11 protein-coding genes are annotated in these 12398 nt (G+C 39.5%); 5 read left to right on the forward strand and 6 right to left on the reverse strand.

Going from position 1 to position 12398, the window contains the following annotated elements; genetic code table 11:
- Positions 1-174: 174 nt before the first annotated feature.
- The 3 genes from VB732_RS22070 to VB732_RS22080 all read right to left on the reverse strand — a co-directional run bounded on the left by VB732_RS22070 (position 175) and on the right by VB732_RS22080 (position 2005).
- Positions 175-597 (reverse strand): hypothetical protein, encoded by a 423-nt coding sequence (locus VB732_RS22070; RefSeq protein ID WP_323233039.1) that lies wholly within the window; start codon positions 595-597, stop codon positions 175-177.
- A 116-nt stretch (positions 598-713) separates the two neighbouring features.
- Positions 714-1583: a zinc metalloprotease HtpX gene (locus VB732_RS22075; RefSeq protein WP_323233040.1), complete on the reverse strand. Its 870-nt coding sequence runs from the start codon at positions 1581-1583 to the stop codon at positions 714-716.
- A 275-nt stretch (positions 1584-1858) separates the two neighbouring features.
- On the reverse strand, positions 1859-2005 hold the full coding sequence (locus tag VB732_RS22080; RefSeq protein WP_323233041.1) for a hypothetical protein: 147 nt from the start codon (positions 2003-2005) through the stop codon (positions 1859-1861).
- 280 nt (positions 2006-2285) lie between these two features.
- Between VB732_RS22080 and VB732_RS22085 the strand changes: the two genes are divergently transcribed.
- Both VB732_RS22085 and VB732_RS22090 read left to right on the forward strand, forming a co-directional pair.
- A complete protein-coding gene (locus VB732_RS22085; protein ID WP_323233042.1) occupies positions 2286-2564 on the forward strand; it encodes a GlsB/YeaQ/YmgE family stress response membrane protein in 279 nt (92 codons plus the stop codon).
- A 58-nt stretch (positions 2565-2622) separates the two neighbouring features.
- A complete protein-coding gene (locus tag VB732_RS22090) occupies positions 2623-3534 on the forward strand; it encodes a hypothetical protein (RefSeq protein WP_323233043.1) in 912 nt (303 codons plus the stop codon).
- A gap of 361 nt (positions 3535-3895) precedes the next feature.
- Here VB732_RS22090 and VB732_RS22095 read toward each other — a convergent pair whose 3' ends face one another.
- Positions 3896-4129, reverse strand: a complete 234-nt coding sequence (locus VB732_RS22095) for a hypothetical protein (protein ID WP_323233044.1) — start codon at positions 4127-4129, stop codon at positions 3896-3898.
- Between the two features lie 499 nt (positions 4130-4628).
- Here VB732_RS22095 and VB732_RS22100 point away from each other — a divergent pair, with 499 nt between their 5' ends.
- Entirely contained in the window at positions 4629-8264 is a 3636-nt protein-coding gene (locus VB732_RS22100) for a response regulator (RefSeq protein ID WP_323233045.1), read from the forward strand.
- Between the two features lie 152 nt (positions 8265-8416).
- Here VB732_RS22100 and VB732_RS22105 read toward each other — a convergent pair whose 3' ends face one another.
- The gene (locus tag VB732_RS22105) at positions 8417-9433 is read right to left on the reverse strand and encodes a ribose-phosphate pyrophosphokinase (protein WP_323233046.1); all 1017 of its coding nucleotides are present in this window, start codon (positions 9431-9433) and stop codon (positions 8417-8419) included.
- 280 nt (positions 9434-9713) lie between these two features.
- Here VB732_RS22105 and VB732_RS22110 point away from each other — a divergent pair, with 280 nt between their 5' ends.
- On the forward strand, positions 9714-10097 hold the full coding sequence (locus VB732_RS22110) for a hypothetical protein (protein ID WP_323233047.1): 384 nt from the start codon (positions 9714-9716) through the stop codon (positions 10095-10097).
- 44 nt (positions 10098-10141) lie between these two features.
- Here VB732_RS22110 and VB732_RS22115 read toward each other — a convergent pair whose 3' ends face one another.
- Complete coding sequence (locus VB732_RS22115) at positions 10142-11680, reverse strand: glycosyltransferase family 39 protein (protein ID WP_323233048.1); 1539 nt, start codon at positions 11678-11680, stop codon at positions 10142-10144.
- A gap of 220 nt (positions 11681-11900) precedes the next feature.
- On the opposite strand from VB732_RS22115, the gene VB732_RS22120 reads away from it, so the two are divergent.
- Positions 11901-12251, forward strand: coding sequence for a histidine triad nucleotide-binding protein (locus VB732_RS22120; RefSeq protein WP_323233049.1), 351 nt, complete (start codon positions 11901-11903; stop codon positions 12249-12251).
- Positions 12252-12398 lie beyond the last annotated feature (147 nt).

A 12398-nucleotide genomic window follows, 5' to 3' on the forward strand; every position in this document is an offset into this window, starting at 1 on the left:
TTCAAGGGATCTATAAATGCCTGAAACCCTTGCAGATACAACTTGTGTGTATACCGTAGCCTTTATAAGAGGAGGGTCAGGGAGGGGTAATTCAATAACCTAAGTGTATACCGTAGCCGACTCAGAGAGGGATAGACTTGAACTTTAATTCAAAACAGGCAGTGGTTCCGTGAACTAACGAGAGTAAGGGTTATTGAAGGTTTCCCAAGCAGCAGTAGCCGCCTTTTGCAGGCGAAAGCTGAAGTCTACGAAGTCTTTCATCATTAAGTGCCAGTTTCTCTCAGCTTCATCCTGAATTATCGCCCAAGAGTCCTCTAAGCGATCGCGTTCCCTCACTTTTCTGCCTTCAATCAATTCTCGTGCTTGTCGCACAGCTTTTAAATAGGTTTCACGTGTGAGAGTCCCTGTTGATTCTGCTTGGCTGCGTCTTTCTAGTGCCTCAATCAGCGCTTTAGTTTCGCGCTTCACTTCATCACTTTCGCCAGCCATTTCAGTTTCTACTAATTTATCGGTTTGAGGACTAACTTCTAAAATTATTATGGATTCTGTAGATTCAATTACTGGTGTTCCAAAGGATTCGATATTGTTACCATTCATAATTAAAACATCCTTAATTGCAAAGTTTACTTTTAGATGAAAACTCCATTATCTGTATAGTGATAATCATTAGTCATTTTTAATTTTCCAAATGACTAATGACTAATAACCAATGACTAATAAACTTTTGTTGGTAGTTTTTGCTCTAATTTCAGCAGTGCTGCAACTCTCGCCTCTGTAGCAGGATGGCTGGAGAACAAGTTACCCATAAATTGCCCAGAGATAGAATTGATGATTAGTAAAGGCTCATAAGCTGGATTTGCATTTAAAGGCATCTGTCTTGCTGAGGCTTCTAACCGTTGTAATGCCCTGGCTAAGGCCCGGGGATTACCAGTTAATTTAGCAGAACCGGCATCAGCAGAAAATTCTCGTGTGCGCGAAATTGCTAGCTGAATAATTGTTGCAGCCACTGGCGCAAGCATTACTGTTAACAAAACTCCCAAAGGATTACCACCTCTGTTGTCATCTCGTGAACCACCGCCAAACCATAAGCTATAACTCACCATTTGCGCTAAGAATGAGATAGCACCAGCCACAGTAGCAGCAACAGCTTGTGTGAGGGTGTCACGATTAATAATGTGGGTCAGTTCATGGGCAATAACGCCTTCGAGTTCATCGTCTGGTAAGATATTCAAAATGCCTTCGGTGACAGCCACAGCCGCGTGTTCGGGATCGCGTCCGGTAGCAAAGGCGTTAGCTCCCTGGCTCGGAACAATGTAAACTTTGGGCATGGGGATGTTAGCGCGATCGCTTAATCTCTGCACCATCCGATAAAGCCCCGGTGCTTCCCCTTGACTGACTGGTTGGGCATTGTACACTGCCAGCGCAATCTTATCTGATTGATACCAGGACAACAGGTTTGTTACTCCTGCCAAGCCAATTCCGATTATCAGACCACTTGTACCGCCAATTATCCAGTAACTTATTGCAATCAAAAGTCCACTTAATGCGGCGAGCATTGCAGCCGTTTTCAGTTGATTTGTCATATTTCCGTCCTGCTAATGCTGTATAAATTTCCTAAAAAACAGCACTACTGTAAGCTACATTTTGATTGTATCTAGTTAAATGTAGATATTTGGTACAGAAAAAACCTCAAAGAAAAGTACGGTTTTCTTACTTACTATCAAAACTGATTTAGTTTACTTTTGATGCCAACTCTAAAAATAGTTAAATTGATAAATAACAAAAATACATCTATCTAGGGAAATAATTTATTCATACAGACAAAAAATGTAAGTGCGATGCCTACGGCTGGCTACGCCTACAGAAAGCACCCCGAATGTGCATAAACATAAGCTGTCATTGCAAGCATAATCAAATGGAGCGATCGCGCAGCGTCTCCTGGAGTTGCGATCGCTTCATTCCGCTTTGCTTCACTATCTTGGTATTGCAAAATTGGGATGCTCATACGCCTACGCCATTAATGAAATGCGCGGGCGATAGTCTCAGCCGCCGTGCGTCTACGATAAATTTTACAACTCAAATATGATTGCTACATATAGCAAATACATGAGTGTTACTAACTTATCTATTCATCCTTAAATCCAAGAATTTTTGTGAATATTCAAATAACATCTAAAGATTTTTGATATTAGTTCTCTAGATAGATCAGTAATTTTGTAGCCAAACTTTATCATGAAATAGTCAAAAACAAACAAAGCAGATTCTTACAGAGGAGAAGAAATTCAATGGGTAACATTATTGCTTGGCTGGTTTTGGGTTTAATTGCAGGTGCGTTAGCTAAATTATTTTATCCAGGAACCCAAGGTGGCGGTATTCTCTCCACAATCATCTTAGGAATACTTGGAGCCGTAGTTGGTGGCTATTTGGGTCAAATTGTACTGGGAAGTGGTTCAGCCGCCGCCGCATCTGCCGGAGCTTTATCCCTTGGAAGCATATTGTTTGCTGTTCTAGGTGCTATGCTACTGATTTTCCTTTGGGGCTTACTGACTCGTCGAGCAGTGTAATTATCTCAAATTAGCTGATAGTTTTGGGAATCATTTCTAGCTGTAATCAACCAATAAAATGACATTAGAAAAAGAGCGAATAACTATAGGAGTTTTCGCTAGATGTTCCGATGCAAAGTTGGCACTTCAGGAACTAAAAGCTTCTAATTTCCCAATGCATCAAGTTTCTGTAATTGCCCAGAATGCAGAAGGACAAAGTGATATTGCTGGTGCTGAAGTCAAAGAGCGCACTAGCAATATATCTGCATCAGAGGTTGCCGAAGGCTTTAATGGTGAAGTTTTAGGTGATTTTAGTGGCTTATTAGTGGGTCTAGTGATCTGGTTAATTCCTGATATAGGCGAAGTCATGCTAGCTGGACTAAAGGCAACAGCGATCGCTTCTACTTTAGCAGATGGTCTATCTAGTTTCTTCCTAAGTTTGGGAATCTCTAAAGAACAAGCACAGAGTTACAGCAATCTTGTCTGTAAAGGTTACTATTTGCTAATAGTAACTGGCATAGACATAGAAATTCATCTTGCTCAGAGGATTTTTAATCGTCGTGATATTCAACAACGGGGTGCTGATGAGCCATATTTAACTCCTAATAGTCGTTATAAACACGCTGTTAGTGTTTTCTACACGCGCAAAGATGCACAAAAAGCACTTACGGAACTGAGAACTGCTGGCTTTCCGATGAGCCAAGTATCCATAATTACTAAAAATGCAAACAGCCTAAGTGATATTTTTGAAATCGACATTAGGAGTTGTCAAGATAACTACACTACTTTAGGAATTCCTGATGATGTAGCCAGATATTACGAACGTCAGGTATCCCTGGGTTATTATCTAATAGTTATAAAAGGCACTGATATCTACATAGCAGGCGCAAGAGCCATTTTAGAGAGTAACAAGAGCCAGTATTTTGGTATATATAGCCAATCTAAAGTTGATGCGGCTAAAAGCGATCGCCAGATAACTAGAAATTTCTAGTTAAATATTCAGTTAAGCTCAAGAGCCTTGACGACATCAAGTAATTGTGTATATTCTTCTTGAGAATTTAGAAAAAAGCGTGGTAATTGCTATATAAATTACATCTCGGTACAAATATATATTGCCCTTTTAAACCCTAATTTTCCATTGTGATGCCTAAAGTCACCATTAATAGGTATCACAGGGAAATATTAAATAGTAGTTAAAATACTTAGATGCAATTTATGCAAAATTATACATACTAAGTGTATACAAATTGCCCTGAGAAAAAAAATTATGGGTTTGGGTATTGTTTATGTAAGCCCTAATTAATATCCTACAGGTTTTTTTCTTCATAAAAGCAATGATGTCAATATTAAACCTAAGCGACAATAGAGTAGTCTTCGGGTAAAATAATATCTGCTTCAAATAGTAAAATAGTAGTTTCATAGCCAATCCTACCCATTTCTGGTTCTGAACCCATTTCCATTTCTACAAGGTACGACCAATTTCCAGAGTTAGGATGAGATTGTATTATGGTTCCCAATCCGCCAATAAATTCTACCTGTTGCCCTTTGCCGAATTTAGGTCTTGCTTGGTCAATTGCTGCAATCATAAAAACCACCATTGTTTAGTAAAGTCATGTAGTGGGCGACTTATTTTTGGAACCCCTCTCCATTCCTCTCCCCGAAGCGGAGAGAGGCTTTAATTCTTGCTCCCCTTCCCTTGTCGGGAAGGGATTGGGGGTTAGGTCTGAGATAAAATAAAGTTGCATACGGCGTAAAGTCCGATGTATTTAAATTTATAATCTAAAAACAAGTAGTTAATTATCCCCCACAAGATTCAATTACAAAATTACGTAGTTGTTTCTTTTGAAGGAAGTCACATTATCCAAAGATTTAATGACTTTTAAATTATAGAAATATCAAATACAGGAAAAGTCTTTATTTATTCATTTAAAATTACGTTACCTTCTTGACTATATTAAAATGCAACTGATAATGTTGAGCTTGCCAATAATTAGGTAGATTCCAACAAAACTAAATATTTGACATTTATGTTGAATAGCTAAAACAAAATTAGAACAGAAATAATTTGAATACCTGCCTAGAATAATGTTGAACCGTTTGAAGATTGGAACCAAGATTGGAGTAAGTTTTGCCCTAAGTTTAGCAACTCTGGCCACCATTGGTCTAATCTCCTACCAAAGCACCAACGAGTTAATTCAAACTTCGCGCAAAGAAACCCATACTTACCAGGTGCTAAGTCAGCTTGAAGAACTAAACTTACAACTGACAAATGCTGAAACTGGTCAACGCGGTTACATTATTACTGGAGAACAGCGCTATTTAGAACCCTATAACTCTGCCGTTGGATTACTCAATCAAAGAGTTAAGGAACTTCAGAGATTAACATTAGATAATCCCAACCAACAAAATCGACTTGATATTTTGCAGCCACTACTAATCGAGAGAATGGCTGTAATGAAAGATGTCATTGAGTTACGAGAAAGCCAAGGCGTGGAACCTGCTCAGAGAGCCGTCCTGACAGATCAGGGTAAGCAGGTGATGGATCAGATTCAAAAAGTTATCCAGGCGATGAAAACTGAGGAGAATGCACTGCTAAAACAGCGCTCTGAGAGAGCAAGAGTCGCTGCCCAGCAAACGATCGCTACTATTATCTATAGTATTCCCTTCTTTTCTTTAGTCTTAGCTTTGATCGGATTCGCCCTGACCAGACATATCTCAGCCCCTCTGAAGCAAGTTTCTGGTTTAGCAGAAAAAATGGCGGATGGAGATTTATCGGTGAGTTTACCAGATAGCGATCGCCTGGATGAAATTGGCGTGTTGACTCGCACCTTCAATCAGATGATCGTTAATCTGCGAAGCACAACTCAAAGAAATGATGAGCAAAACTGGCTAAAATCTAACTTAGCTGAATTTACCCAAATGCTCCAAGGGCAGCGTAATTTGGAAAATGCAACTAGCTTAATATTGTCAAATTTAGCACCGCTAGTTGGGGCATCGCAGGGCGTTTTTTATGCGATGACGTCTATAGACGACCAGCCAGTGCTGAAATTGTTGAGTAGTTATGCTTATAAAGAGCGAAAAAACCTAGCAAATCAGTTTCGTTTGGGTGAAGGATTAGTAGGACAATGTGCCCTAGAAAAACAAAGAATCCTCCTCACAAAAGTTCCTAGTGACTATATCCGCATCAGTTCCGGTTTGGGAGAAGCACCACCATTAAATATTATTGTCTTGCCTATAGTTTTTGAGACGGAGGTAAGTGCCGTAATTGAACTTGCCTCTTTTAGCCATTTCAGCCATTTGCATCTGACATTTTTAGAGCAATTAAGTCAAAATCTGGGTGTATTTTTAAATAACATCGCTTCACAATTACAAACCCAGCAACTACTTGAAGAGTCTATTGCCTTAACAGAAGAACTGCAAACACAACAAGAAGAACTACGGCAGAGCAATCAACGCCTAGAAGAACAGGCGCACGAGTTAGAAGAATCACAATTTCTTGTCAAGCAGTCTAATGAAGAACTACAACAACTAAATGAAGAACTAGAAGAAAAAGCAGAACTGTTAGAAGTTCAAAATCGGGAAGTTGCTCGCAAGAACCAGGAAGTTGAGCGTGCAAGGCAGTCTTTTGAAGAAAAAGCTGAACAGCTGGCTTTATCTTCCAAATATAAGTCAGAATTTCTTGCGAATATGTCCCACGAACTACGGACACCGCTCAATAGCTTGTTAATTCTAGCAAGACTGTTATCAGATAATTCTCTTAACAACTTGACCGACAAACAAGTAGAGTACAGCCGGACTATTTACTCGGCTGGCACTGATTTGCTGGAATTGATCAATGACATTTTAGATTTGGCAAAAATTGAGTCGGGTACTATGTCGCTCAATATTGAGCAAATTACTTTTGCAGATTTAGAGATATCTTTAGAGCAGACTTTTCGGCAATTGGCCCATAACAAAGAACTCAGTTTTAGTATTGAATTAGATGATAAGTTACCCCCGACAATTTATAACGACTCCAAACGTCTGCAACAAGTGCTGAAAAATCTCCTCGCTAACGCTTTTAAGTTTACTGAACAAGGAAGCGTGAACTTGAAAATTAGTATGTCTTCCGACGCAGCCGAAGTTGATAATCCAATGATTGCTTTTGCAGTTAGCGACACAGGTGTAGGTATTCCCCCTGAAAAACAGAAGATTATTTTCGAGGCATTTCAGCAGGCAGATGGCACAACCAGCCGTAAGTACGGCGGGACTGGCTTAGGTTTGTCCATCAGCCGCGAATTGGCTCAACTGTTGGGAGGGAGAATTGAACTAGTCAGCCAACCAGAGCAGGGCAGCATCTTCACTCTCTATTTGCCCAGGCGACAGGAAAAAAATAGTAAAAATCCTTTTACACTCACTCAGCCAACTACTATCCGCAAACCATTAGCTATAAAAGAAGTGCCTCTGATAGAAAAAGAGACTGTAACTGCGGATACGTCTCCAACAGCGAAAGTACTTAATACCTTGGCCCAGGAAATTCCTGATGACCGGGAAATAATTAAACCGGGCGATCGCGTTTTACTAATTATCGAAGATGACGATAAATTTGCCCGCATCTTACTAGATATGGCTCGTCAGCAGGGCTTTAAGACCATTGTTGCTTTACACAGCAAACAAGGTCTAGCACTCGCACAACAGTTTAAGCCCAATGCAATTATGCTCGATATCCACATGCCAGAAATGGATGGTTGGACGGTGCTGGATCGTCTGAAGCATAAACCCGATACCAGACATATACCAGTACATATACTTTCTGTGGATGAAAGACAGCAACGGGGATTACAGCTAGGAGCGATTACTTACCTACAAAAACCTGTTTCTCCAGAAGCGCTAACTCAGGTATTGACTGATATTAAAGGCTTTATTGAGCGTCAAGTAAGAAATCTCCTGATCGTAGAAGACGATCCCGTACAAGCCCAAAGTATTATCGAACTGATTGGTAATGGTGATGTCCACAGTACAGCAGTGGGTACGGGAGCAGAAGCCTTATCGATTTTGCGATCGCACCACTTTGATTGCATGGTACTGGATCTTGGCCTGCCCGATATGAGCGGGTTTGCACTAATTGAGCAAATCAAGCAAGAACCGAAACTGTTGAAACTGCCGATTATTGTTTACACCGGCAAAGAACTCAGCCGACAAGAAGAAACCCAACTGCGGGGACTAGCAGAGACAATTATTATTAAAAATGTGCGATCGCCAGAGCGGTTATTAGACGAAACTGCTCTATTTTTGCATCGGGTGCAAGCAAATTTGCCCCAACCAAAGCGGCAAATGCTAGAACAACTACACCACAACGACCCGGTGCTAGCTAATCGGACGATTTTGATTGTAGATGATGACCTCCGAAATATTTTTGCTCTCACCAGCTTTTTAGAAAGCTATCAAATGCAAGTGCTGTTTGCCGAAAATGGCAGAGATGGCATAGAAATGCTGCAAACTAATCCTGACATTAATATAGTATTGATGGATATCATGATGCCAGAAATGGATGGTTACGAAACTACCCGCGCCATCCGTCAGCAACAACAGTTCCGTTCCCTACCAATAATTGCTTTAACAGCCAAAGCCATGCCAGGCGATCGCGAAAAATGCATTGAAGCTGGAGCTTCTGACTATATCACCAAGCCTGTAGATACTGAGCAACTGCTTTCACTACTCCGAGTTTGGCTCTATAGGTAGGGAATTGGGAATTGGGAATTGAGAATTGGGAATGGGAGAGAAAAAGTTTTTTGTAATCTCAGTACAAAAATTTTAGGTATTTAAAAACCCACACTGTAACCAATTAAAAAGTACAGGGTGGGTAATTGATGCCTATAATTATGAATGGCAATTTAGCGGAACATACTACTAACTGAAGTATCTTCATGAATCCGCCAGATGGTTTCCCCTAAAAGATTAGCCACCGACAGCACCACTAGTTGGGAAAAACGATTGGCTTCTGGTATGGGGATCGTATTAGTAACAATGACTTCCTCAAATAAGCCACTGGATAATCGCTCCATCGCTGGCGGAGAGAATACTGCATGAGTCGCACAGGCGTATACCTGACGCGCTCCTTCTTCACGCAGTAATCGCGCTCCTTCTGCGATCGTGCCGCCCGTGTCGATCATGTCATCTACCAATACTGCTGTTTTACCTTTAACATCGCCGATGACATTTAACACTTCTGCAACATTATGTGCCTGACGACGTTTATCAATAATCGCCAGTGGTGCATCATTCAGTTTTTTTGCAAATGCTCTGGCCCTTGCTACACCGCCAACATCGGGAGAAACAACCACCAGGTCGGGAAGTTCTTTGCTAGCTAGATAATCCAGCAATACTGGCGAACCGTAAACATGATCAAAAGGGATATCGAAGTAACCTTGAATTTGCGCCGAGTGCAAATCCATTGCTAGAACGCGGTTGGCTCCTGCTTCGGTGATTAAGTTAGCAACCAACTTGGCGGTGATTGACTCTCGTCCTGCCGTTTTGCGATCGGCACGAGCATAGCCATAGTAGGGAATTACTGCCGTCACCTGTCGCGCAGAAGCTCGACGACAGGCATCAACCATAATCAATAATTCCATCAAATGATCGTTTACGGGTTGACAACATGGCTGGATTAAATAGACATCACAACCCCGAATTGATTCTTGGATTTGAACGTAAAGTTCTCCATCCGCAAATCTTTTGCGAATCATTGGCCCCAAGTCCATGCCCAGATAACGAGCAACTTCTTGAGACAGTTGGATATTGGCAGAGCCAGAAAACAGCCGCAGGCGATGATTATCAGTCAGTCCTGTTGCAGACGGTTGCACTTTGAAAGTCGCAGAACTGAGCACAGCAGATCCTCTATGTGCATTCATAGCAATATTATCATTAGAGATTTAATAGATTTAACCGAGAAATTGCCTAAAAAAACATTTGTGAGTTTTATTGAAGCTTCCATACAAAATTTAAACATTTCCCCATAAAATTATCATTCTCTAACTGTAGAATTTTCTTGGTAAACAAACTACTAATAGCTTAACGAAAATCAAGTCCGTTCACTAGGTCTATAGTTTAAGCCTTGAAATATATCTTTTTTTGTTTTTCATAAATAAGTTTAGCGTTCACTGAGCGCGCTGAACTAGGGCTTTAAACCCTGTGGCAGTTAAAGCTTGGTGGCAAGGTAAATGGCTTGTCCTGTGCTTACTTGGCTTTGTAGCAACCGACTTTATTATTACCATCACCCTGTCGGCTGCTGATGCTACAGCCCGTATTATCGAAAATTCCCTTACCCCAAATTGGTTTCACGGCCAGGCAATCGCAATTACCCTACTATACTGCTTTACATTCGTGACCAAACAGGTAAGATTCCTCATGCCTGCTTTCGGCTGGGTTGAGGGCAACCCCATACAAGACTTACTGCGTTTTATCTTATTTGGAGAAGGCGACATTGCTGTGGTAACTCGTGAAGTACTCCATAGGGTTGAAAAGAATCCTCATAAACTCCTAGCGTTCATGTTGGTGGTTAAGTATCATAAATAATTGAGCCGCCCAAGGAAAAACTTAATATTAACAGGCGCTTTTTTCTATTTCTTTCTTGTGAATTTATATATCTTTATATAATTCCAATTATTTTCACCTTGCAATTTATATAAATCATTCATTTCTACTTTAAAAACATCATTGAATTTCCAATAAAAGTCCCGGTTAAGTATGACATAAACTGTATCTGCATTTTGGGTTGCTGTATTAACTTTTTCTCCAATATTTTTCCCTTTCATAGCTTCTATAATATGAACTGGTAAATAAATGGTTGATGAATCTCCGTAATATTGGAATAATGTAGGCTGTCCAAATAACAATACAGATTTTGCAGACTCATTTCGATTTTTTATTAGGTAGCGAACAGCTGAACGGTAGTCATCTTTTGCATGAGCTGGATTGAAATAGTATTGCCAATTTGAATAAAGATTCATTAATAGCAAAGAAACAGTAGCTAACTTTGGAAGCTGAGAAGTTAAAGAAAGTTTATTCTTGGGCTGGTAATTATGTAAAAAAGCTGATGGGATCAGAATGAAAATTGGTATGCATAGAAAAAAAGAGTGCCTTGGTAGCAAATTAATTTTAGTCCCCAGGGCAAAAATAAAAAGTAGTAAAAATGATACTACAAAAAGTGATGAGAAAAAGTAATCGGACTGTTGATACCTTTTTTTCTTACGCTGTTTTAATAAACTTCTTACTAAAGCTATAGAGATAACAGTAATGACGAGAATAAATATTAATAAATGAGGCCAGTAGCCAAGTAAAACATTTATCTTTTCCTGATCGCGTAGTTTTTCTAATGGTGGCCCATAAGATGTCCCGACTAATATACCGTAGATCACAAACATAATGTTTGTAATTATAGGTAATCCGGCACGAGTTACTGTAGTTGCTGTTGGATCAGATGCAGCAGGTGAAGACAAGTAGAACCAAAGCATTGGGGAGGAAAAAACTATTGGAGGTATCCACCATCTGATCAATTCTTTTAAGTTTCTATAAACAATTGCATGAGATAAAAAAATAGCTGAACTAAATATAACCGTCAAAATACTGCCAAAACTTCCTATGGCAGTAAAAACACCAAAAAGCAATTGTGGAATAATTTTATTTCTCTTGTCTACAGTGATTGCATAACTAAAGAAATATATTTGAAGTAAAGTTATAAATATTAATAATGCATAAGGTCTGGCATCTTGGCTGTAGAATATGCTAAAAGAACTAACTGCTAAGATCATTGACGACCATAAGGCATGTTTTTTTCCATAAACACGTAAACTAGTAAAAAATATGGTGATTACTGAGCCTACTCCTAGCAGAGATGAGAGCGATCTAAGTGCAAATTCACTATCTCCAAAAACCGCACGCCAATAGAATAAAACCAAATAATAAAGCGGTTGGTATTTGTCACCAGCTTCTATAGTTATAATTTTGAAAAAATTTTCTTGAACGCTTGCACCATCAGATAGTTCTAAGCTCCAGCCTTCGTCAAACCAAAGACTTTGATTTTGCAACAAAAAGAAACGCAAAAATATGCTAATTGTAATAATAATAAAAACAATAAAATAATATTTTGACTGCTTCATAAAAAACTCCAAAACACTGATACATCAAATATGCAACTTTCTAATCATCAAAATTCCACCCTATAGTTGAATAAGAGATTGTTATTATTGTCTCTATGCTGGGGTGGGACGAATGTTATCTATGGAAGACTTTATCACAGGAAGGAGTATTTTGTTATGTGATGATCTACTTACTACACTAAACCTTTAAAATTTCTAGCAGATGAGTAGGTGTATTAGCATGAGTGAAACTATAGAAACGATTTTCAGCAAAATTATTCGTCGGGAAATTCCGGCTGATATTATTTATGAGGATAATTTGGTCTTAGCATTCAAAGACATCCATCCTCAAGCACCCGTTCATATCCTCGTTATTCCCAAAAAACCCATTCCCACCTTAGCTGATGCTGAATCTCAAGATCATGCTCTGTTGGGGCATCTTTTGTTAACTGTCAAACGTGTTGCAGAAGAAGCTGGATTGAAAAACGGTTATCGAGTTGTCATCAACACTGGTGATGATGGTGGTCAAACAGTCCACCACTTACATCTGCATATTTTGGGAGGACGGCAGTTGGACTGGCCCCCTGGTTAATAAAAGTCGATGAATTGCGTCTGGAGACACAATTCATCACTAAAAAAAATCACTCTCATAATTAATATATATGTAATATTTCTTTACAAATTTCAATTTTGCTTCTAATGTAATAAACATGGATAAGCAAATCTGCTTATCGAAATT

The organism is Nostoc sp. UHCC 0252 (assembly GCF_034931145.1).
Lineage (GTDB): Bacteria > Cyanobacteriota > Cyanobacteriia > Cyanobacteriales > Nostocaceae > Nostoc.